Source organism: Corynebacterium sp. HMSC05C01 (genome assembly GCF_001807155.1).
In the GTDB taxonomy this organism is placed as follows: Bacteria; Actinomycetota; Actinomycetes; order Mycobacteriales; family Mycobacteriaceae; genus Corynebacterium; species Corynebacterium coyleae.
Genome location: NZ_KV787956.1, coordinates 6,386 through 28,871, shown reverse-complemented (window position 1 = coordinate 28,871; position 22,486 = coordinate 6,386). Strand labels below are relative to the sequence as shown.

The window sequence follows — 22,486 nt, the reverse complement described above, 5'->3', positions numbered from 1 at the left end:
ATCCTGCACGGTACATTTCGCTAATTTTCGGTGAAATGCGCCGTGTTAGATGTGCCGTTTGGCTAAGTTTGGTGTCTCACCACGCGGGCAGCGCGTCAACCGTCACCGGGCCCAAGAGCTCCGAACGACGCTTTGCCGCAACAATGCGGTGAAGCACCTTTTCCTCATCCGCCCATATTTCTTTAGGCGTGATGCGGATGATCCAGTAGCCGGCCTCCCGAAGCTGATTTTCACGATGAATGTGCTGTTGAGCGGCACGTGACGCATCCTCCTCAAACTTGATGGCACCGTCGACCTCAATGACCAGCTGGCCCCACAGCAAATCCACCCGGTATTTGCCGATGCGCATCTGCTCCTGCGCCACGACACCGACGCGCCGAAGCAGAAGGCGAACGAGCGTCTCATACGGAGACTCCGACAGCATCGACAATTGCCCAAACGCCTCGCGTGCCTGCTCAATGCCGCGGTTGCCGCTAAGGCGGTGGATGGTTTCCTCCAGCTCAGTGTGGACTCCGCCTTTGAACACGTCGAGTTTCCCGAAGAACAGGCTGTCCATCGCGACCACGCCTTCTTTCACGCCGTGCCACCGAGCAATGTCGACTGCCGTGCGCACCGGGGTCGTGAGTTTCACCTCGTCGTTCTGGCCTAACGCGGTGATGTCCATGCCTGGTACGACGATTCGTCGATAGGTAACGCCCGAAGGACGCTGCGAGTGTCGGGGAACGCGCCCCTTCGGGTTTGCCATCTCCACCTCAAACGTGCGGGGCAGGACCCACATTCCGTGCGCCGACGCCGCAGCACGCCCCACCAGTATCGACGTGTGTGCCGCCGCCCCCGCTGCCCAGCACCGTAGGAACTGTTGTTCGTGGGGCTTCAGTTTTATCCATTCCGTGCGCGCGATAAACCTTGTCGACGACAGCTTCACACAAACTTGTTCAGCAGCCTTGCCGCGTCCAACTAGTTTCCCCACCAAATCTTGTCTAATCATGTTGCCCCCTCCCCGAGACGCGCTTGAGTGTAGCGCAGTAGGGTGCGGCGCGGGGTGTCTCAAAGCTAAACGGCGCATCCTGCACGGTACATTTCGCTAATTTTCGACGAAATGCGCCGTGTAGGATGCGCCGTTTGCGGGAGGTGGCGCGCCGGGGTGGCGGCACCAGCGCGGCACCAGGGTGGCGGCGCCAACGCGGCGCCAGCGCGGCGGCGCCAACGCGGCACCGGCGGCACCCGCCCCGCAAGCCCCTACGCGTCGCGGGACTCGAGCGCCACCAGGCCCGCGATCCAGAGCCCCACCGCCCACACGGCGAAGACCAGCAGCGATACGCCGAGGCCCCAGTGGCCGTTGGGCTGGTTGACCATGAAGGAGGTGAGGTTGCCGAAGGGCAGGAACTTGGCCACGTCGGCACCGAAGCGCGGGATGAAGCCGACGATGGTTTCTACCAGCAGCATCATGCTGATGCAGGCCACGATGGTGCCGGAGGTGTTGCGCACCAGCCAGCCGACGCCCTGGGTGAACATGGTGATCAGCGCCATGCCGAGGGGGACGGCCCAGAGGGCGCGTTGGGTGGCGGGGTTGGTGGTCCAGTTGGCGGGGACGGAGGCGGTGAGGTCGCCAAGAATGAAGGCGAGCACCAGCGCGACCAGCGCCACGACAGCGGCCAACACGGCCCCGAGCAGCACCTTCGCTACGGCGAGTTGCCAGCGTTGGGCGACGACGCGGAAGTTGGTGGCGGGGATGCCGTAGCGGTATTCGGTGGTGACGGTCATGGCGGCCTGCACGATCACGATGATGGCGATGGTGGTGGCCACGGATGCGATGACGGTCAGGGGCGCGTAGGGCATGCCGCTGGTGCGGGAGGCGTAGCCGAATAGGAGGCCGTAGAGGGCGGAGATGACCAGGGTGATGCCGGTGGTCCAGAAGAAGGATGCGGTGGTGCGCAGTTTGGTCCACTCGGCTTGGATGAGGTTATGCATTGGGGGCCTCCGCGGATACGTACTGGGCTTGGTCTTGGGTGCTGTGCATGTAGGCCTCTTCGAGGGAGGCGCGGCGTTCGGTGAGTTCGGCGAGTTGGATGCCGGCGGCGAAGGCGAGGGCGCCGATGTCGTCGGAGGTGCGGTCGGCGATTTCGAGTGTCGCGCGCCCTTCACTATCGACGACGCGCCTAAACGGCACCCCACCCAACGCCGCTTCGAGCGCTTGCGTGTCTGCGGCGCGCACCACGGTGGTCACGCCGGAGTTGTTACGGATGAATTCGGCGACGGAGGTGTCGGCGACGAGGCGGCCGCGGCCGATGATGATGAGGTTGTCGGCGGTTTGGGCCATCTCGGCGAGGAGGTGGGAGGACACGAGCACGGTGCGGCCCTCGGCGGCGAGGGACTTCAGTAGGCCGCGGACCCAGCGGATGCCGGCGGGGTCGAGGCCGTTGACGGGTTCGTCGAGGATGAGGTATTCGGGGTCGCCGAGCAGTGCGGCGGCGATGCCGAGGCGTTGGCCCATGCCGAGGGAGAATCCGCCGACGCGTTTGCCGGCGGCGTCGGTGAGGCCGACGAGGTCGAGGACTTCGTCGACACGCTTGCGCGCAATGCCGGCCGCCTGGGCTTGCCAGAGCAGGGTGGCGCGTGCGGACCGGTTGGGGTGGACCCCTTTGGCGTCGAGGAGGGCGCCGACTTTGCGGGTGGGGTTGGGGATGTTGCGGTAGGGGGTGCCGTCGATAAGCGAATGGCCCGAGGTGGGTTTATCCAGCCCCAGGATCATGCGCATGGTGGTGGATTTGCCGGCGCCGTTGGGGCCGAGGAAGCCGGTGACCACACCGGGTTTGACCGTGAAGGTGAGGTCATCGACGGCTTGGACGGAGCCGTAGCGTTTTGTCAGTCCTTGGACTTCAATCATGCGGTTTAGTATGCACCATCGCGCGCGCAAGCACTGTGTCTAGGGAGGCGGCGAAGGCGGGGTGCAGCGGAAAATCGCGCAGGGTGTCCAGGGGTACCCAGCGCAGTTCTTCGGATTCTTCGTTGGGGGTGGTGGGCAGGGGTTCGTCGCAAAGCGCGAGCACTGTTGTGTAGGACCAGTTGGGGAACTCCGCAGTGCGCAGCGTATCGACGACCGCCACCTCCCCGGGGTCAATCGCACACTCCTCCACCGACTCGCGGATGGCGGCCTCGGCGGGGGTTTCGTGCGAATCGATCGCGCCGCCGGGGATACCCCACGTGTCGCCCTGGGCGGTCCAGGCGGCGCGGTGTTGCAGCAGCACACGCGCGTTTTCGCCGGTCCCCGCGATAAGGAAGAGGCCAGCGGCCCCGTGAAGACCCCAGAATTTTGTGCCGTTGGGTGCGGTGACCCAGCCGTTTCCGTCGCCAAGCATGCCCCCACTGTAGGTGGAAGCGGTTATTATTGCGGAATGGTAATGCGGGCGACGGCCTCGGCTGCGGGGCTGGAGGAGACGAGCGCGGACGCATGGCTCGATGAGCTGGAGCCGCGCCGCGAACGTGCCCGCTTCTTGCAGGGGCGGCTTGTGCGGCCGATGGCGATGGGGCGCCGGGGGAAGGCGTTTCTACAGACCACGCCCGGCAAGTTGATCGTGGTGATGGTGGTGCTGACCACCTCGATGCTGGCGGCCGGGCTGTCCATGAGCCAGTCCATGTCGCTGCGCAACCAGTCGCTGGACACGGTGCTGAATGCCACGGAGCCGATGAGTGCGGCGGCGCACGTGCTGTCCACGTCGCTGCTGCGGGCGGATACGATCGCCGCGGGGTCCTACGTGCAGGCGGGGCCTATGTCGGAGGACGACATGCGCACCTACACTGCGGCGCTGGACCAGGCGGTCAGTTCCGCCTCCGAGATTTACAAGGGCGCGGTGGAGGCCGATTCTGCCTCGAGCCGGGAGATCGAGGACCTGGTGATTAACATCCAGCGCGACCTGCCAGTCTACAGCGGCCTGAACGCGCGGGCGCAGGTGAACCAACGCATGGGCAACCCGGTGGGCGTGGCGTACATGTCGCAGGCCAGCGCGATTATGCGTACGCGGATGCTGTCGGCGGCACAAGAGATCAACACGCTCACCCGCCAGGACGTTGCCGACGAGATGCGCCGGCTATCCCAACCGCAGTGGGTGACCCTGTCCGGCTTCCTGGCGGCGCTGGGGTTCCTGTTGCTGGCGCAGTGGTGGCTGTGGCTGACGTTCCGCCGCCGTTTCAACCGTGGCTTCCTTGCCGCCACGCTGGCGCTGCTCATCGCGATCAGTTGGGCCGGGGTGTCTAACTTCCAGTCCTGGCGCTCCGGTTCCGTGGCGTACGCGCGGGCGGCGCAGCCGTGGGAGGAACTCACTGCGGCGCGCATCGACGCCCTGGAGACCCGCACCGACGAAACCTTCGCGTTGCTGCGCCGCGAAACCGCCGCCCAGTCCGCCCGCGACTTCACCGAGACCTACTCGTCGGTCGCCGGCGCGGTGCATACGGCGGAGGATTACGGCATGAACAAGCAGCTTATCGACGACTCCCGCTCCCACCTCAACGCTTGGTCCAACGAACACGCCGAACTGGTCGGGGCGCTGAACTCCGGCAGTTACGACCAGGCCGCGGCGCTGCTGAGCACGCGTAGCGACGCCGACGGCGAGGCCTCCTTCCGTGGCCTCGACGGGTCCCTGGCGGAACTGATTGCGTCCTCGAGGGAGAACACGCGGCTCTACATTGCGGAGTCGTTGGACGCGACCCGGCGAGTCTCCGCCGCCGTGGCGCTACTGTCCGTGCTGGCAGTGGTGTGTATCTGGTGGGGCATCCGCCGCAGGTTGGGTGAGTACCTATGATGCGCGCTCGGTTCGGCTCGCGTGTGGTTGCGGCGTGTGCGGTGGCGACGCTTGCGGTGCCGTCGTTGGTGGCGTGCGCCGGCGGTGAGGGGCATGAGGGGAAGGTATCGGCGACGATCGAAACGCCGTCGCCGACCCGCGAGATGGTGCCGCTGCCGCCGGGCGCCCAGTTGGACCCGGCGGCCGGTCCCCCGGCGGACCCGTTCACGCCGGACGAGTTCGAGTGGGAGGGGTCGTTGGACCCGCGCGGGGGCGCTGGAAGTGAAGCGGACGGTGCTGAGGAGGAGGCCCCGAAGCCGAACGTGGAGCGCATCCGCCAGCGCGGCCGCATCATCGTCGGCATCGACCAGTCTTTGTACCTGCTGTCCTACCGCGACACGGACTCCGGCAAGTTGCGCGGGCTCGAGGTGGACCTGGCCCGGGCGATCGCCCACGACATCTTCGAGGATGACCAGGACCTGCGCGTCGATTTCCGCTTCGTCGATTCGGCGGCCCGCACGGAGGCGCTCAACTCGGGTGAGGTGGACATCATTATCCGGACGATGTCGATTACGCCCGAGCGGGCTGAGGTGATTGAGTTTTCTACGCCGTACCTGACGTCGTCGGTAAGAGTGCTCGTGCCCAAGGACCGCGACGTGAATAGCTTGGAGGACCTCGCCGAGCGCACCGCCTGCATCGTCGACGGGACAAACCTGCTGCGTATCGCCAAAACCTACGTGCCGGATTCGAACATTTTGCGCACCCGCTCCTGGTCGGATTGCCTGATGGCGGTGCAGCAGTTTAGGGCGGAGGCGATCGTGGCGGATGATGCGATCCTCGCCGGGCTGGCCGCGCAGGACCCCCACACGACCATTCTGGACGGCGCGTTTGCCACCCAGTACTACGGCGTCGGCGTGGCCAAGGGCCAGGACGATCTGGTGCGCCAGGTCAACGCCACCCTGGAACGGATGCGCAATGACGGCTCCTGGTACACCCTCTACAACACCTGGCTCGGCGGGTCTATAGCTGAATCCTCACCGCCGCCGCTGCGGTACCGGAAGGAGGACAACGATGGCTAAGCCACACGACCACGACGACGTCCAGCCCACCGAAGCGGTCGCGTTCGACCCCTTCGCAGATGATGAACCAGGCACCGAAGCCGTCGCCTTCGACCCGTTCGCGGACGATGACGATCTTGACGACGACTCCGACGCCGCATACGCCGGCCTCGGCGAAATGGCCGGGCTGCTCAAAGACCTGGACAAGTTGCGTAAGGGGTCGGGGCGCGAGGATACGTCGCAACGCTCGCGCCAAGCTGCGCTGGACACCTTCCGCGAGCGCCGCGGCACCCGGCGCGCCAGCCGCATCATCGCCGACGGCATGGTGGAGCTGCCGTGGGTGGAGCCAACCGAACCACGCGAGGCGCTGATCGACCCGGAGCCAGCCGTGGTGAAGAAGGGCATTGCGCCGCCGGTGCTGCACCCCGGCGACATCGTAGCTGGCCAGTACGAGATCACCGGCGTGATCGCGCACGGCGGCATGGGCTGGATCTACCTTGCGCAGGACCACTACGTGGCCGGGCGCGTGGTGGTGCTCAAGGGCCTGCACTCCACCGACAACCCCGACGAGGCCGCGGCCGCCGAGGCGGAGCGCGAGTTCCTGGCGGACATCACCCACCCCGGGATTGTGAAGATCTTCAACTTTATCGACGACCCCCGCGTCCCCGGGGGCTTCACCGTCATGGAGTACGTGGGTGGGCCGTCGCTCCGGGCGAGAAGGAATTCGTCGCCAAGCGGAGTGCTCGAACCTGACATCGCCATCGCCTACATCCTGGAAGTACTGCCCGCGCTGGATTATCTGCACTCGCGCGGGGTGGTGTACAACGACCTGAAGCCCGACAACATCATTGTCACCGAAGACCAGGTCAAACTCATCGACATGGGCGCGGTGTCCGGCATCGGCGCGTATGGGTTTATTTACGGCACGAAGGGGTTCCAGGCGCCCGAGGTGGCCACGGAAGGCCCGTCGATCGCGTCCGATATTTACACGGTCGGGCGCACACTCGCCTCGCTCGTGGTGGACCTGCCGCAAACCGACGGCATCTACGACCCCAGCCTGCCCACGCCCACCGACGAGCCACTCTTCCGCCAGTACACCTCCCTGTACCGGCTGCTCGCGCGCTGCTGCAACGAAGACCCCGCCCGGCGGTTCGATAGCGTCTCCGAACTGGAAAGCCAGCTCCTCGGCGTACTACGCGAGGTCGTGGCGGTTCACGACGGCCGCACCTACCCCGCCCAACACTCCCTCTTCTCCCCGCAACGCCGCACCTTTGGCACCAAACACCTGGTGTTCCGCACCGACCAACTCATCGACGGCATCTCCCGCACCGTCGACATCACCCCACAAGAAGTCGTCGCCGCCCTGCCCTCGCCGCTGATCAACCGTGACGACGTCGGCGCCGCCATGCTCCAAGGCTCCTCCTACGCCGAACCGCGCGAAACCCTGGAAACCCTGCGCCAAGCCATGACCACCCCGCAATACGAACACTCCGTGGAAATCCCGTTCGGCGTGGTGCGCACCATGATCGACCTCGGCCTCACCTCCCAAGCCCGCTCCTGGCTGCTCACCCTCCAGGACCGCTTCGGCGACACCTGGCGCTTCTCGTGGTACTCCGGCGTCGTAGAAATGCTGCTCGGCGACTTCCCCACCGCCACCCGCTCCTTCTCCGAAGTGCTCAACCAACTCCCCGGCGAAGCCGCCCCCAAACTCGCGCTCGCCGCCGTCTCCGAGTTGTTGCTGCAAGAGCGAGGCCTCCAAGAGCAATCGCTTATCGACGACTCCCTCGCCCGCACCGCCACCAACCTCGAACACCCCCTCTCCAACGTCCCCACCACCGTGCTTCGCGCCATGGTGGAAAACGGCCAAATGGACCCCACCTGGACCGTCACCGCCCTCGAACCCGGCGCGCTACGCTTCCACGCGATCCGGCTGTACTCCCTGGTGTGGCTCACCAACCCCACCACCGTCTCCTCCGCCTTCGGACTCGCCCGCATGCTCATGCGCGAAGGGGAAACCGATTTGGCGTTGCGGGCCCTAGACAAGGTGCCCAACGCCTCGCGCCACTCCCGCATGGCCCAACTCACCGCCATCCTCTACCTGGTCCTGCCCGTCGCAGGCACCGGCGCCGACCCCACCGAAGCGCAAATCCGGGAGGCCGCCGCCCGCCTCGACCAGATCCCCACCACCGAGCCGCGCTTCCTGCAGATCAAGACCGCCGTCCTCGACGCCGCCCTGCACTACCTGGTCACCGAAGGCTCCGCCAACACCCCCACCCTTTTCGAATACTCCTTCACCGAACGCGAAATCCGCCACGGCCTCGCCCAAACCCTGCGCGCCCAGGCCCGCGTCGCCCCCTACGCCCAGCACCGCTACGCGCTTGTGGACATGGCGAACAAGGTCCGCCCCGCCACCTGGTTCTGAGGGTGGTGGCTGGTGGGGCCGGTGGGGCCGGTCAAAAGCTAAACGGCGCATCCTACACGGCATATTTCGCTGATTTTCGACGAAATGCACCGTGTAGGATGCGCCGTTTGGGTCCACGGGCCGGGGGCGCGAGGCCGGGGGCCGGGCGCCCTGGCGCGTGGCTAGCGGTTCATGTAGGCGGCCGCGGCACCGCCGAGGCCCAGCACCGCCAGGACCGCGATGATGATGCCGACGATCGCACCCGGCGAGGAGCTAGAGCCGCTTCCGGAGCCGCTAGAGCTGCCAGAGCTGCCGGAGGCCTGCGGCTCGACGGTGGAGGTCGGTTTGGTCCCGGTCGGGGTGGTGTAGACCGTCTTGGAAGGCTTGGTTGGCCGCGGCGTGGTCGGCTTCGGGCCCAGGGAGGTGATCGCCGGGTCGCGCTGGCCGGGCAGGACCGGCAGGTTGGTGGCGGTTGGGATCGGCGGGGCCTGGGTCAGGGTCGGCTTGGACGGGTCGGGCTTGGCCAGGATGTCGCGGACCTGGTCGGCCTTTTCCGGGTTGGTTTTCTCCAGGTCGGCGATGAGGTCTTGCATGTCCTTGGCGGAGTAGTTGAGGACGGAGAAGTTGACGGTTTGGTCCTCGACAAGCAGGCCTTCCTCGTTGAAGACGCGGAACTGGATCGGCATTTCGGCTTCGTCGTAGCCGATGGTGTTGGTGATCGGTACTTCGATGGGCAGGGCTGCGTTTTCGGTCAGGGCGCCTTCGACTGGGTATTCCCTGCGGAAGTCGCCGCCGGGGTAGTTCACCTGGAGGGTGAATTTGTGCAGGTCGATGCCGAGGTTGGAGAGTTCGACGTTGACGCGGGAGTCGTAACGATTAGCCACGATGTAGGACGGGTTGTCCTTCAGGCTGAGCATGCGCAGGCCCGCCTTGCCGTTGTTGCGTTCGGCGGACAGGGCGACGAGTTGGCTCACGGAGGGGTGGGTGTGGCCGGATTCGTCGGGGTCCTCGTCGGCGACGCCGGAGGTGCCGGTGGCCTTGCGGATTTCGCCGTTGACCAGGTCGAGGTTGTCCCAGTCGGGGGCGATGCTGTAGTTGCCCTTGAAGCAGTCGACGGAGCCGTCGGTGCACTTGGCCGGCAGCGGCTTTGTGCTGTCGGGCGTGGCGGTTTCTTTGGAGTAGTTGAACACGCTGAACTGGTAGATGTAGTTCATGACCGATTCGTAGTGCGGGACGTACTCGCTGTCGGGGCGCTTTACTTTCGACGAGCCCGAGTGGGTCAGGCCGAGGTTGTGGCCGAACTCGTGCAGGATGGTGTTGCGGAGTTGTTCCTGCGAGGTCATGCGTTCGTTTTTGGCGATGTAGAAGGCGCCGTCGGCAAGTAGGGCGTTGCCGGAGGACGGGTTGTCTGCGGCTTGGCTGTCGCCGATGACACCGACGCGGAAGATGTTTTTGCGGTCGCCGAGCAGGCGGTCGCGGTCCTTGATCATCCTGACTGCCGGGTTTTCGCCGGCGAAGTAGTACTCCGCGTAGTCCTCGGTTGGCCCGCCGTGGGGTTCGAGGCCGGGGATGTTGTTGTAGTAGACGCCGGCGTCGATGTGCAGGTTGTAGCCCTCTTTGTCGAAGAGGTCGACGAGGTCGTTCAGCGTTTGGCGCGAGGGGCGGTACACGTTGGTGTTCGCATTGGCGCATTCCTGGAACTTGTCAAAGTCTTCTTCGGTGGGCGCGTACTTGCGCTTGTCGGAGCAGCCCAGGGATTCCCATTCGGATTTCATCCAGTTGAGTTGGAGGAACAGGTCTGGGCGCGTGGGGTCGGCGCCCCAGCGGTGGAGTGGGAATTCTTTGCCGTCGGCGGAGGTGAAGCCGTTGCGTTCCCATTCGTCGGGGAAGCCGTCGCCGTCGGTGTCTTTTAGCGCTTCGCTGGCGGTGCCTTGGAAGGTGACGGTGGCTTCGAGGGTTTCGCCTGGTGCGACGGTGTTTTCCCATTTGCCGGTTTGGAAACGGCTGGCGTTGTTGGCGCCGGCGAGCGCGTTGTTGAGGGTGTCGCCGGTTGCGGTGGTGGTGGGGTCGTCGAAAAGCGTGTGCACGTTGTAGCGTCCGCCGACGGAGACCTCGTACCCGTTGTTTTTGGGGGTGGCGGTGAGTTCGTAGTCGTAGGACATCATGCCGGCGGTGAGGTCGATGGCCAGGGGGCTCGGTGCGTCGGTGACGTTGCGTGCGACGACGTTGACGGTGACTTCTTTGGCGGTGACGGTGAAGGTGCGGGTGAGCTCGACGCCGTTTTTGGTGTGCGTGAGCGTGATGGTGTCTACGCCGTTTTTGCTGGAGGTTTTGACGTCGGTGTCGTTGCCGACGTATTGGACGCGGGTGCCGTCGTTAAACGCGTCGATGTAGAGGGCGGTGGGCAGGCTGCCGTAGGTGGGGTTGTTGTAGGTCAGCCAGCTGACGCGGCCCTTGTTGGCTTCGACGGTTTGGAAGCCTTCGAATGCGCCGGTTTTCGCGTCGACGGAGAAGGGACGCGTCTGCTCAATGACGGCGCCTGCCTGTATTGGCACTACGAGCCCTGCACCGAGGCTCGCGGCAACCGCGGCGGCGGCGACTTTCTTGTGTACTCGCATGTTCTCCTACTTCCACCAGACTAGGAATTGTTGGTAAAACTCTCGGTTTTCGTACAGGGCGTAGTTGGCTGCCCCGATGAGGCCGAGGATGGCAAGCAGCCCGGCGATCCAGCCTATCGCGTGGGTGTCTACGGAGCTACTGCTTGTCGACGACTCCACCGCTCGTGTCGCCTCCACCGTCACCGTGAACTTGCCACGGGACCCGTCGAGGTATTCGACGAACACCGGCACGGCCTTCGCATGGCCCTCCGCGCCTGCGGGGATACTGGCGGTGAGTTCGCCGGTGGCGTGGTCGATGCCGAAGGTCCAGCCGTCGGATTCGGTTTGGCCGAGCGAGAACGGGTGGTCGATGGCGGTCTCCGGGCGCGTCAGGGCGAAGCGGGAGGTCTCGCCAGCGGTGCCTTTGACCAGCATGTTCTCCAGCTTCGCGTCTTTGGCCAGGGTGGTTGCACCGTTGGCGGTGAGCACCTGGACGGGCGCGGAGGTGAACAGTTCCGAGCCGTCGCTGAAGCTAATACGCACGGGCACCTCGCGGATGCCGGGCAGGGTATCTGGGGTGGCCTTGACGGTGAGCACGCCGTTTTCCGGGTCGATGGCGGTGTGCAGCCCCTCCACCGGGGTGACCAGGGAGAAGGATCCCTTGTGCTTGGTGGGGGTCAGTACACGTTCCGCGCCTGCGCGGACGTTGCCGCCGAGGTATTCGATGCCGGTGAGGGCGGCCTCGCCACGCACGGCGGTGGCCGGGACCTCGACGATGCGTTGGGAGCCGTCGGTGAACGTGACCACGATCGGGATCAGGGTGGCCAGCGCGTTGCTCCTCGCCGCCATGCCGCCGTCGATGGCGGCGGTGATGGCGCCGGTGGTTTCGTCGACATGGACGCGCCAGCCGGGCTCGCTAAACGACGCCGCCAGCCCGTACCGCGCCCCCTCCGGTGCAGCGGTGGGCAGTTTGGTGGTCGGGTCGCCGCCCTCGGTGAGTTTCAGCGGCGCCCACGACACGGCCTTGCCTTTGGCTTCGGAGCGGGTGGTCACCGGTACGACGACCTCCTGGGTGGAGCCGTCCGGCAGTGTCAGTTTGATCGGTACGTCGAAGGGTGCGTCGGCCGGTGCGTCGGTTGGCACCTTGATCGTGATCTCACCGGTGTTCTCGTCAAGCTCTACCGGCAGCGTGGTCAGGCCGTCTGCCTCGAACTTCGTGCCTTCCGGCACGGAGCCGGTGGGGGTGATCCTGATGTTGCCTTCGGCGTCGAATACCGGCTTGTACTCCAGGCTGCGGACGCCGTCGGCGAGGGTGGAGCCGGTGAGGGCGTCGATACGCACGGCGGCAGCCTCGCCGCCTTCGCGGTTGGCGCTGGGCTCGCCTTCGCTCGGCGGCACGTCGTCGATGGTGCCGTCGGAGTACAGCGCGCGGACCTGCACCTCGATCGGCTTGGCGTTGTCCTTCGGCGCGGTCGCGCGAATCAGGCCGGAGTCTAGTTCGACGGCAACATCCCAGCCCTCGAGTTCGGTGTGCGGGGTGGCCAGCACGTACTCCGCGTCCTCAGGCATCTTGCCAATCTGGCGGATGAGCACCGTCTTGCCTGGCTGCGCGCCCTTGTTCTGCTCGTAGGCGGGCTGGTAGGTGACGTTGTGCGGGGCGGGATCCACGATGAACTTCGCATAACGCTCCGCGATGGTGTCATCCGGGAATGTGATCCGCACGCGGACGTCGAAGTTTTCGGTGCGTGGCTTTGTCACCGTGATCACGCCGGTGGCCTTGTCCATTTCAAGGCCCGTGGAATCACCCAGAATCTCGAACTTCGTGCCGGCAGGCAGCGGCTGGTTGCGGTAGCTGCGGCCGCCCTCGTTCAGCGTCGCGGTCGGTGCGCTGTTGTTGCCGGTCTCGCCGTAGCGCAGGTAGCCCGGGCGGTACTCGGGCCAGTAGCGGGAGGCGTCGGTGTTCGGGGGTTGGACGTCGATAGTGACGGTGCTGCGCGTGCCGTCGTCGGTAATCACGCCAAACTTGTACTCCCCCGGGGCCAGGTCGCGCGGCGGGACTGCCTTGATCACGCCGTCGACGCCAACGGTAACCCACTCGGGCGCATCGTCGGCGGCGCGGATGCCCATGCTTGTCGACGGCACCCTCGACGGCGCAGCCTCTACATCCTCACCAGCGCGCACCGTGATTGGATGCCACGCGAAGCCGTCAGCCACGGACACCGAGATCTCAAGGTGCTCCTCCAACAACCTGTCGTCTTCGGTGATGACCTCCACGACCACGTCGTAGTCGCCCGGCTCCTTGGGGGTACCGGTGATGACGCTGTTTTCCTCGTCGTAAATCACACCGTCCGGCAGGCCCTGGACGTCCACGGAGGAGGCGTTTTCGGTGTCGACGGGGATCTCCAACTTCTCACCGGGCCGGACGGTGCCGTCCGGCGGGGTGGTCAGCTTCTCCCGGACAGGCTCAGGAAGCTCCGAGGTGTCCTTGACGGTGATAGTGAACATGGAGGTGACGACGTTGCCTGCGGTATCAACGAGCGGACTGCCGTCCTCGCCCAGCACGCGCGCAGTGACGTTGTAGGTGCCCGGGGTGGTCGGGGTGCCCTTGAGGTACACGTTCTGGAAACGGCCCTTGGCGCGGGAGGTGTCGGCGGTGATGCCTTCGGGGAGGGTGGAGTCGTCGATAGTCAATGTGGCGCCATCGGGAACCCGCAGCGCGCGAACGGGGACCGGCTTGATGCGCTTGTGCGCCCAGAAGGTGCGGTCCTCGACCCGCATGAAGTACGGGTCCGCAGAAAGCACGATGTCGAACGGCACGATCTTGTGGTCGCCGTCCTTGTACACCGCCATGATGTTGATGGTCTCTTCATCCGGCAGCTCTTCAGCCTTGGACGGATCCGGGGTGATGGTCACGGTGCCCGAATCGCCGTCGATCTCAGCACCCCAGGCCGGGTTGACGGCATCGGGATGTTCAAAGCGGTAGTGCACCGGCTTGTTGATGTACGACTCGAGGAAACCGAGCACCACCTCCGTGGAGGTGGTCTGGCCAAGGCGCACCTTAGCCGCTGGGTAGGAGACGCCAGACCACCCCTCGTCGACCTCGGGGGGATTCGCCGGGTCTGCAACCGGCTCCGGTGCGGGTTCCGTGGTCTCCGTGGGTTTCGTAGTTTCGGCCGCCTGCACCGGTTGCACCGCGCCTGCGATGAGCGACAGGCCGATGGCACATGCTGCGATTGAGGTTCCACGTCGGCGCACACTGGAAACGTTGCGGTGCTGCTCGGCCATCTGCCCATCCCCTTTGACGGTATGTTCAGCCCGCAATGCGGGCGTTGTTACTACACGTCAATATATCGGCTTAGGGTAAGTTGTTACAACATTTTGCTTTTATACCCGTGCGGCGACGGCGGCGGCCTTCTGCGCGATGGCCAACTCCTCGTTGGTAGGCACGACGAGAACCTTCACGGTGGAGTCGTCGGTGGAGATGATACGTGGGCCGCCGTTAGGCAAATCGTTCTTCGCCGGATCGATCTCGATGCCGTAGTGCTTCAGGTTGTCCAGCGAATCCATGCGAACAAACTTATCGTTCTCGCCAACACCGGCGGTGAACGTAATGGCGTCCACGCGGCCAAGCGCGATCATGTAGGAACCGATGAAGCGGCGCAGCTGGTTGAGATACACGTTGTAGGCCAACCAGGCGTTTTCGTCCTCGTTTTCGATCATGGCGCGCAGTTCGCGGAAGTCGTTGACGCCCGACAGGCCCTTGACGCCGGATTGGCGGTTGAGGAGGTTGTCGATCTCGTCGATAGTCATGCCACTTTGACGCACCAGGTGGAAGATGATGCCCGGGTCGATATCGCCGGAGCGGGTACCCATGACCAGGCCGGCCAGCGGCGTCATGCCCATGGAGGTGTCGATCGGGTGGCCGTTGGCAACCGCGGAAGCGGAAGCGCCGTTGCCCAGGTGGAGCACGATCTGACGGGTGTGCGCCGGGTCGCGGCCGATGAGTTCCGGCACCTGGGAGGACACGAACTCGTGTGAGGTGCCGTGGAAGCCGTAGCGGCGGATCAGGTTGCGCTCGGAGACCTCAGCGTTGATGGCGTACAGCGCGGCGGCCGGGGGCAGGTCGCGGAAGAAGCCGGTGTCGAACACGGCGACGTGCGGGATGTCCGGCAGCAACTCGCGGGCGACCTCGATGCCATCGATGTTGGCCGGGTTGTGCAGCGGCGCCAGCGGGATGAGGTCCCGGATCATGTCCACGACCGGGTCCAGGATCAGCTCCGGCTCGGAGAACACCATGCCGCCGTGGACAACACGGTGGCCTGCGGCGACGATGTCGAGTTGGGTCGGGCCGACGCCTTTGGCGTCGAGAAGTTTGAACGTCTCCTGCAAACCGGACGCGTGAGAGGGCACGGCCTTTTGTACGACGTGCTTCTGGCCGTCGTACTTGATGGTGATGCGGCCCTGGGGCTCACCGATCTGCTCAACAAGACCCGAGACGAACGGGTCTGCCGATGCGTCGGAGGTCGGGTCGACGATCTGGAACTTGATCGAGGACGAGCCGGAGTTGATAACCAGTACGTAAGACATTTACTTCGCCCCTGCCTGAATCGCGGTGATAGCTACGGTGTTCACGATATCTGGCACGGTGGCGCCGCGGGACAAATCATTGACCGGTTTATTCAGGCCTTGCAGCACTGGGCCGACGGCGAGGGCGCCAGCGGTGCGCTGAGCGATCTTGTAGCCCGCGTTGCCGGCCTCCAGGTCGGGGAAGATGAACACGTTAGCCTGGCCCGCTACCGGGGAGTCGGGGGCCTTCTTCGCGCCCACGCCCGGGTCGCAGGCGGCGTCGAACTGCAGCGGGCCGTCGATGGCAACGTCCGGGGCGAGTTCCTTCGCTTTCGCGGTGGCCTCAACGGCGCGCTCCACGTCCGGGCCCGCACCGGAGGAGCCGGTGGAGTAGGACAGGATGGCCACCTTCGGATCAATGCCGAACTGGGCGGCGGTCTTGGCGGACACGGCGGCGATCTCGCCGATCTGCTCGGCGGTCGGGTTCGGGTTCACGGCGCAGTCGCCGAATGCCCAGAGGCGGTCCTGCATGACCATGAGGAAGATCGAGGACACCACGGACGCACCCGGGGCGGTTTTGATGATCTGGAACGACGGCTTAATCGTGTGCGCAGTGGTGTGCGCAGCGCCGGAGACCATGCCGTCTGCCAGGCCCTTGTACACCATCATGGTGCCAAAGTAGGAGACGTCCTTCATGGTCTCGCGGGCCTCCTCGAGCGTCACGCCCTTCTTCTTGCGCAGCTCCGCAAAGTCGGCGGCGAACTCCTCGAGCAGGTCGGATTCGAGGTGGTTGAGCAGGTTCGCGCCGCTCAGGTCCAGGCCGAGGTCGGCGGCGCGGCGGTTCATGTCGTCAACATCGCCAAGAATTGTGATCTCCGCAATCCCCTGGCGCAGCAGCTGATCGGCGGCCTGCAGAATGCGGTCGTCTTCACCCTCCGGCAGCACCACATGGGAGTCTGCGGCCTTGGCCTGCTCCAGCAGCTGATGCTCGAACACGATGGGGCTCATGACCTGCTTGGCCTCGACAGCAGCGGGTTCGAAGGTGTCCACTTCGCCACCGCTAATCGACGACACCACAACCGCCCCGAACTCCTCCACGCGGCGCTTGGCCAGGGTGGCGGTGGTGTCGTCGCCAGTAATCAGCACCACGGGCACACCAAGCGCTGCGGCGAGCTCGGCGTCAAAGTTGTAGTCACCAGTGCCCTGGATCAGTTTCGCGCCGCCGAACAGTGCGCCGGAGTTGAAGATCTCCGCCACGCTGTCGCCTTCGGCGCGCACCAGTTCGAGGCCGAGACGGCCGGCGAGCTGTTGCAGATCCACACCCTCGAAGGTGCGGTTTGCAAGGGTTACAAGCAGGGTCTGGGACATTGTCTCACCTTTCGTTGTGGGGCAAACAGTGCATAGTTTACCGGCACTGCCGACACGGCGAGACACTATATGGTGTGACCTACATCTTCTTCATGGCGCGTGCTGCGTCGTCGGTACGCACACGCGCCTCCGCGGCCGAATCCGCGGTGGAAAGAATCAACACATCCGGGCCGAACATGCGCACTGTGGTCTCCTCCACCTCCATCGCGGCGGCGATAGCCCCCAACGAGGGGGTTACGCCCGGCAGGAAGCGCACGGCACCGGGGCTGACCAGCGTCGAATCGATGGGCAACTCCTGCGTCGCACGCGCCTGCAGATCAAACTGATTGACGCGCTGCGTGGCAAGCGTGACCAACCCATCACGGCTCGGGCGTGGGGTGACTTGGGAGAAGTAGACATCGTCGCCAGAGACAAACAGCTCAATGGAGTACACGCCGCAACTTGCAAGCCCACCCATGATGCGCGCGGCAATCGAGCGCGCGTTGTCCATCGCGGCCTCCGGCATCGGCGCAGGCTGCCACGCCTCCACCAGTTTGCCCTCGCGGTGGCGGGTGCCAATCGGCTCGCAGAACCACGTAGCCAACTCGCCCGTGTTCGGGTCGATGGAGCGCGCCGCGAGGATCGTGGCCTCAAAATCAAAGTCGATGTAGCGCTCCACCACCACACCGTCGCCCTCCCCTTCCGAGGCGATACTCCAGGCCTCCGCAAGGTCGGCGTTGCTGTGCACCGTGGAAAATCCCTGCCCGTCGCGGGATTTCGGCGACTTCACCACACACGGAAACCCGAGGCGCTCCACCGCGTCCTGCATTTCCTGCGGCGTGGTCACAAACTCACAATCCAGCGTGGGCAAGCCCAGTTCCTCGCTCGCCTGGGTGCGCACCGCCATGCGGTCCGCAGTACGGCGGCATGCGCTTGTCGACGGCGCCACCGCCGCCCCGGCAGCCTCCGCCGCCACCTCAACCTCTTCGAGCGTGTCCGACGAATCCCCCGTGGTCACAATGATGTCCGGGTGGAACTCGTCGGCCAGCGCCACCGCACCAATCTGGGTTTCACACCCGAGGCGCTGGTACGCCTGCTCAAGCTCGCGGGCCATCGGCGACGTGCCAAGGATCAGCGCGCGACGCTGTGCAGAAGATGGAACAGTCATAACGCCAGATTGTCCCACACTTATATGTCGCGCAGGTAGCCAAGAACACGTGCAAAAAGAGGCTCAATAAATCCGCTCGACACTTCACGACTGAGTCCCCACTGAGTCCCCCAAGACATAATCCACCCCCAACATGGGGTACGAAAACCGCCATAGTCGATCGTTCGCACTGGTCAAACGACCCTTGCGTCCGTAATAGAAAATACATATAGCGTCAGGCTATCCTCTAGACAGAGGCGACGCCCTCGCCAGAAGTTTCTGGGGACAGCGAACCGCCCAGATCCCGTCGAGCTGCTGGCCGGCGGGATCATTCATTTTCAACTTTCTTATCTAGATCAATAACGAACGAATGGTCTTCAAGATAAAGCTTGAAATAAAGCCCGGTCCGGTCATGGTGCGTTTTTGAACGCCGGAGGGCCATGGCCGAAAGGTCGGGGAGCCACAGCAGATGTTCTTCCTTGGGCGATTCATGAAGAACCTGCGTATAGCGCGATATTGCACCGACAGAGCGTAAGTGTTTTATCAGACGACGGTCAGCATCATTTTCCGTGTGCCTTTGTCGTTTTTCCATCACGACAAGCCGGGTTCCAGGGTAATTCTGCTGGACGGCTACTAACAACGCCTTTAAGCAATCATCACGCGCTTGAGCAACCGACACCTCATTTTCCTCACCTATTTGAGTCAAGTCCTTTTTGTAGGCAAAAATATGTTGGTCGCCGACATCATTGCAGTATGTGAGCAGCCCCTCAGCCTTTTGCCGCCCCTCGGCACTCTGCAATGCTTCCGTAGTGTGCCAGTATCCTCCATCAACAATCTCACGTATGTCCTCTCGAGTGGCATCCAAGAACCTGGCACTAATTAGGACCCCGCAAATCAAATAAAAGGAACGGCCGAGGTTTTCTTCTGGCCGGTTATATGTTTCATCCACATAGAGGACGTAATGATCCTCATTGAGGTTTCTGTAGGCAGCCTCGAGGGCACGTTTCTCCACGGGACATCCTTGTTATCTTACTTCTAGATTTATTGGCTAGATAGCCTACAGGCAGTGCAAGTTGTCCAATGTCACGCTTTTCTGTCATTTCCTAGCTCGCTCAGTTGCCTTGCGATACACGACCAATCGGACACCCGCTTAATTAAAGTAAGGACAATCACAGCACCAAACGCCGTTGCCCCGCCCACCGGGTTGGTGAGCGGGGCAACGGCGTTTCGAGGAAGGCGCCTTCATTGAAGGCGTTGGGCTACCGAATTACTTCTTCGGCTGTGCCTTCTCCTCCTTGGAAGAGCCGGCGTAGGTCTTGCCGGAAGAACCCTTCAGTTCCAGGTCCTTCACGGAAGAGCCACCACCTGGGGTGCAGTTGTCGTAGATGATCGTGCCGGCGAGGATGCCAGCGGCGATCAGAGCCAGACCACCGGCGACCGTCGCAATGTCGGTGCCGTACTGCCCCAGCTGCTTGTTCAGACCCTCAACCTGTGCAGCGAGCTGCGGGTTGAAGATGCCCAGCTGCTGCTGCAGCTGCGTGTTGGCGTTCTGGATCTGTGCGTTCGCCTGTGCGGCGAAATCGGACAGACCCGGGATCTCGATCTGGGTTGCCAGACCAAGCGGCAGCAGTGCGATCAGCGGCAGACCGAACCCGACAGAGGTTGCGACACACTTGCCGGTGTCGATGGTTTCACCGATCTGGATCTTGAAGCGGTGGATCTCCTTGCCGTCTTCCTTAACGACGACCCAAGCCTCGCCGGCCGGGGTGCCCTTCGGGACGGAGACAATGATGTTGCCATCCTTGTCAATGGTGACCTTGGCGCCCTTGATCAGGTTGCCATCCTTATCGACGAGCTCACCCGTCAGTTCACCCTTCTTGTCAGAGTTACCCTGATCAACCTTGCCAACGTTCTGGCCCTTGCCGTTCGGCGTGACCGTGCTCTTGCCCGGGGAGACAGTGGTCTTGTCGTCGGACGCGCCGGAACCGTTGTCGTCGCGACCCTTCTCGTGACCGTTGACCGGAACCTCAACCTCGGTCTTGCCCTCCGGCAGATCCTCGTCTTCAACCGTTACGGTGATCGGACCATCAACGTCCTTGCCCGGGGTGACAACGATCTCGCCGGTGTTCGGATCGATTTCGACAGGGACGTCCTTGCCGTCCTCATCCTTCGCGGAGACCTTGGTGTCATTGTCCGGGTTGGTCACCTTGACACCGGTGCCCTGCTTCTCATCCGTCGGATCGACAGACTTCTTGTCGTTCTGATCAACCGTGGTCTTGCCGGAGGCGTCGGAACCGTTGTCGTCGCGGCCCTTCTCGTGGCCGTTGACCGGAACCTCGAACTCAGCCTTGCTGTTCGGCAGGTCTGGGTCTTCGATGGTCACCGTGATCGGTCCGTCAACGTTCTTGCCCGGGGTGACGACAACGTTGCCGTTCTCGTCGATCTCTACCGGGACGTCGTTGCCGTCCTCGTCCTTGGCCGTGACCTTGGTGTCATTGTCCGGGTTGGTGACCTTGATGCCGGTGTCCTGCTGCTCGTCGGTCGGGTCCACCGGGGTGATGTTGGAACCATCAACCTTGGTGCCGTCCTCGTTGGCAGGATCCGAACCGTTGTCGTCGCGGTTCTTCTCGTGGCCGTTGACGTCGATCTCGACCTCGACCTTGCTGTTCGGCAGATCTGGGTCTTCGATGGTCACGTTGATCGGACCGTCGACGTCCTCACCCGGGGTGACCTCAACTTCACCAGTGTCCGGATTGATTACGACAGGGATATCCTTGCCGTCCTCATCCTTCGCGGTGACCTTGGTCTCGTCGTCTTCATTCTCGACGACGACGCCAGTGCCCTGCTTCTCATCCGTCGGCTCAACTGGGTTCTTGCCAGTCTCGTCAACGGTGGTCTTGTCGTCGGAAGCCTCGGAACCGTTGTCGTCCTTGCCCTTCTCGTGGCCGTTGACCGGAACCTCAACCTCGACCTTGCCATCCGGCAGGTCAGGATCGGTGATGGTCACGTCTATCGGACCATCAACGTTCTCACCCGGGGTGACGATGACGTTGCCATCCTCGTCAATCTCGACAGGGATGTCCTTGCCGTCCTCATCCTTCGCGGAAACCTTGGTGTCCTCATCCGGGTTAGTGACCTTGATACCGGTGTCCTGCTCCTGATCGGTCGGATCAACCGGAGTCACATTCGAATCATCAACCGTGGTCTTCTCGGAACCGTTGTCGTCCTTGTCCTTCTCGTGGCCGTTGACCGGAACCTCAACCTCGACCTTGCCATCCGGCAGGTCAGGATCGGTGATGGTCACGTCGATCGGACCATCCACGTTCTCCCCCGGGGTGACAACAACGTTGCCGTTTTCGTCGATCTTGACCGGGACGTCATTGCCGTCCTCATCCTTCGCCGAGACCTTGGTGTCCTCATCCGGGTTGGTCACCTTGATACCGGTGCTCTGCTCCTGATCGGTCGGATCAACCGGGGTCACATTCGAATCATCAACCGTGGTCTTAACACCCGGCTGTGTCTCGGAACCGTTGTCGTCCTTGCCCTTCTCGTGACCGTTGACCGGAACCTCAACCTCGACCTTGCCCTCCGGCAGATCCGGATCCTCAATGGTCACCGTGATCGGGCCGTCAACCCCCTTGCCCGGAGTGACAACAACGTTGCCGTCCTCGTCGATCTTAACCGGGACGTCATTGCCGTCCTCATCCTTGGCCGAGACCTTGGTGTCATTGTCCGGATTGGTGACCTTGATACCGGTGTCCTGCTCCTGATCGGTCGGATCAACCGGCTTCACACCAGAGGAATCAACCGTGGTCTTAACTCCAACAGACAGCGGGACCATGTCGGTGTGTTCAGTCTCGTTGCCGTCCTGATCAACCAAGGTGTAAGTCACGGTCACATTCGGCTTCTCTTCAGAAGCCTCAACCTTCTCGGTCGGCGTACCAGTGATCTTGCCGTCCTTGTACTCCAAACCGGCCGGAAGACCCTCAACCTTGATGGAGTCCTTCTTCAGCTCGAAGCCTTGCGGCAGCTTGTCAAAACCTTCCGGCTTGACTTCCTGCTCGTACGGCTCACCGACGAAACCGTCGGCCAGCTTGGTGTCCGTCACCGTGATCTTGGTGATTACGCGCTCGTACTGCTTCTCAGTAACCTTCTTCGGTTCGGTCTTTTCGACACGCTTTTCCGGATCTTCCTCGTCCGGGTTCTCGTAGACCGGATTACCCTGCTCATCAAGCACAGGAACATACTTTTCAACCTCGACCTCAACCTCACGGGTTACGGTCACTTCGGTGGTACCAGGCTTGGTTGGGGTGCCGGTGATCTTGCCGGTCTCGGGGTCAATTTCGAGACCATCAGGCAGATTATCGGCAGAGTAGGTCGGCTTAGCCCCCTCATCCAGCTTCTCCTTGAACAACGGCGTTACGTCGTTGTCTGGGTACTCTTCACCCGTGGAGCCCAGCGGCAACTGCTCAGGCACAACCGCAGTAAAGGAGTCTGCAATCTCCCACCGGTCAGAAGGCTTCTTCGACACCGGATCAACGCTGACTACAGCAGCGGTGTAAACCGTGGTCTCCTTCAGATCTTCAGGAGCC

At 63.4% G+C, this 22,486-nt stretch carries 14 protein-coding genes; 3 read left to right on the top strand and 11 right to left on the bottom strand.

Annotated elements, in window-relative coordinates; genetic code table 11:
- Positions 1 to 76: 76 nt before the first annotated feature.
- The 4 genes from HMPREF3145_RS11485 to HMPREF3145_RS06465 form a co-directional block, all read right to left on the bottom strand.
- Positions 77 to 988 (bottom strand): endonuclease domain-containing protein, encoded by a 912-nt coding sequence (locus HMPREF3145_RS11485; RefSeq protein ID WP_168162452.1) that lies wholly within the window; start codon positions 986 to 988, stop codon positions 77 to 79.
- Between the two features lie 251 nt (positions 989 to 1,239).
- On the bottom strand, positions 1,240 to 1,971 hold the full coding sequence (locus HMPREF3145_RS06475; protein ID WP_070422439.1) for an ABC transporter permease: 732 nt from the start codon (positions 1,969 to 1,971) through the stop codon (positions 1,240 to 1,242).
- On the bottom strand, positions 1,964 to 2,887 hold the full coding sequence (locus tag HMPREF3145_RS06470) for an ABC transporter ATP-binding protein (RefSeq protein ID WP_070422438.1): 924 nt from the start codon (positions 2,885 to 2,887) through the stop codon (positions 1,964 to 1,966). Before HMPREF3145_RS06470 ends, HMPREF3145_RS06475 begins: the two co-directional genes overlap by 8 nt.
- Positions 2,880 to 3,359: an NUDIX hydrolase gene (locus HMPREF3145_RS06465; RefSeq protein ID WP_070422437.1), complete on the bottom strand. Its 480-nt coding sequence runs from the start codon at positions 3,357 to 3,359 to the stop codon at positions 2,880 to 2,882. Before HMPREF3145_RS06465 ends, HMPREF3145_RS06470 begins: the two co-directional genes overlap by 8 nt.
- Positions 3,360 to 3,401: 42 nt before the next feature.
- Here HMPREF3145_RS06465 and HMPREF3145_RS06460 point away from each other — a divergent pair, with 42 nt between their 5' ends.
- The 3 genes from HMPREF3145_RS06460 to HMPREF3145_RS06450 are packed head-to-tail and all read left to right on the top strand — an operon-like array spanning position 3,402 to position 8,258.
- Entirely contained in the window at positions 3,402 to 4,799 is a 1,398-nt protein-coding gene (locus HMPREF3145_RS06460; protein ID WP_083279425.1) for a hypothetical protein, read from the top strand.
- Positions 4,796 to 5,857, top strand: coding sequence for a glutamate ABC transporter substrate-binding protein (locus HMPREF3145_RS06455; protein WP_246817528.1), 1,062 nt, complete (start codon positions 4,796 to 4,798; stop codon positions 5,855 to 5,857). Before HMPREF3145_RS06460 ends, HMPREF3145_RS06455 begins: the two co-directional genes overlap by 4 nt.
- Positions 5,850 to 8,258 carry a serine/threonine protein kinase gene (locus HMPREF3145_RS06450; protein ID WP_070422435.1) on the top strand — a complete coding sequence of 803 codons (2,409 nt, stop codon included), beginning with the start codon at positions 5,850 to 5,852 and terminating at the stop codon, positions 8,256 to 8,258. The genes HMPREF3145_RS06455 and HMPREF3145_RS06450 overlap by 8 nt, the downstream gene beginning before the upstream one ends.
- 161 nt (positions 8,259 to 8,419) lie before the next feature.
- On the opposite strand, the gene HMPREF3145_RS06445 is transcribed toward HMPREF3145_RS06450, so the two are convergent.
- The 7 genes from HMPREF3145_RS06445 to HMPREF3145_RS06415 all read right to left on the bottom strand — a co-directional run.
- Complete coding sequence (locus tag HMPREF3145_RS06445) at positions 8,420 to 10,855, bottom strand: hypothetical protein (protein ID WP_070422434.1); 2,436 nt, start codon at positions 10,853 to 10,855, stop codon at positions 8,420 to 8,422.
- 6 nt (positions 10,856 to 10,861) lie between these two features.
- The gene (locus HMPREF3145_RS06440; protein WP_070422433.1) at positions 10,862 to 14,119 is read right to left on the bottom strand and encodes a YPDG domain-containing protein; all 3,258 of its coding nucleotides are present in this window, start codon (positions 14,117 to 14,119) and stop codon (positions 10,862 to 10,864) included.
- A 99-nt stretch (positions 14,120 to 14,218) separates the two neighbouring features.
- A complete protein-coding gene (locus tag HMPREF3145_RS06435) occupies positions 14,219 to 15,421 on the bottom strand; it encodes an acetate kinase (protein ID WP_070422432.1) in 1,203 nt (400 codons plus the stop codon).
- Positions 15,422 to 16,768, bottom strand: coding sequence for a phosphate acetyltransferase (gene pta / locus HMPREF3145_RS06430; RefSeq protein WP_070422431.1), 1,347 nt, complete (start codon positions 16,766 to 16,768; stop codon positions 15,422 to 15,424).
- 79 nt (positions 16,769 to 16,847) lie between these two features.
- Entirely contained in the window at positions 16,848 to 17,915 is a 1,068-nt protein-coding gene (locus tag HMPREF3145_RS06425; protein ID WP_070422430.1) for an ATP-grasp domain-containing protein, read from the bottom strand.
- Positions 17,916 to 18,222: 307 nt separating this feature from the next.
- Positions 18,223 to 18,906, bottom strand: a complete 684-nt coding sequence (locus HMPREF3145_RS06420) for a hypothetical protein (RefSeq protein ID WP_070422429.1) — start codon at positions 18,904 to 18,906, stop codon at positions 18,223 to 18,225.
- A 255-nt stretch (positions 18,907 to 19,161) separates the two neighbouring features.
- Positions 19,162 to 22,486, bottom strand: a 3,325-nt coding sequence (locus HMPREF3145_RS06415; protein ID WP_141740831.1) for a putative Ig domain-containing protein, incomplete at its 5' end; no start/stop codon positions are given.

Excerpts from the sequence above, each read along its gene's own strand:
- HMPREF3145_RS11485 (WP_168162452.1), bottom strand. The coding sequence starts at position 988 with ATGATTAGACAAGATTTGGTGGGGAAACTAGTTGGACGCGGCAAGGCT.
- HMPREF3145_RS06475 (WP_070422439.1), bottom strand. The coding sequence starts at position 1,971 with ATGCATAACCTCATCCAAGCCGAGTGGACCAAACTGCGCACCACCGCA.
- HMPREF3145_RS06470 (WP_070422438.1), bottom strand. The coding sequence starts at position 2,887 with ATGATTGAAGTCCAAGGACTGACAAAACGCTACGGCTCCGTCCAAGCC.
- HMPREF3145_RS06465 (WP_070422437.1), bottom strand. The coding sequence starts at position 3,359 with ATGCTTGGCGACGGAAACGGCTGGGTCACCGCACCCAACGGCACAAAA.
- HMPREF3145_RS06460 (WP_083279425.1), top strand. The coding sequence starts at position 3,402 with ATGCGGGCGACGGCCTCGGCTGCGGGGCTGGAGGAGACGAGCGCGGAC.
- HMPREF3145_RS06455 (WP_246817528.1), top strand. The coding sequence starts at position 4,796 with ATGATGCGCGCTCGGTTCGGCTCGCGTGTGGTTGCGGCGTGTGCGGTG.
- HMPREF3145_RS06450 (WP_070422435.1), top strand. The coding sequence starts at position 5,850 with ATGGCTAAGCCACACGACCACGACGACGTCCAGCCCACCGAAGCGGTC.
- HMPREF3145_RS06445 (WP_070422434.1), bottom strand. The coding sequence starts at position 10,855 with ATGCGAGTACACAAGAAAGTCGCCGCCGCCGCGGTTGCCGCGAGCCTC.
- HMPREF3145_RS06440 (WP_070422433.1), bottom strand. The coding sequence starts at position 14,119 with ATGGCCGAGCAGCACCGCAACGTTTCCAGTGTGCGCCGACGTGGAACC.
- HMPREF3145_RS06435 (WP_070422432.1), bottom strand. The coding sequence starts at position 15,421 with ATGTCTTACGTACTGGTTATCAACTCCGGCTCGTCCTCGATCAAGTTC.
- pta (WP_070422431.1), bottom strand. The coding sequence starts at position 16,768 with ATGTCCCAGACCCTGCTTGTAACCCTTGCAAACCGCACCTTCGAGGGT.
- HMPREF3145_RS06425 (WP_070422430.1), bottom strand. The coding sequence starts at position 17,915 with ATGACTGTTCCATCTTCTGCACAGCGTCGCGCGCTGATCCTTGGCACG.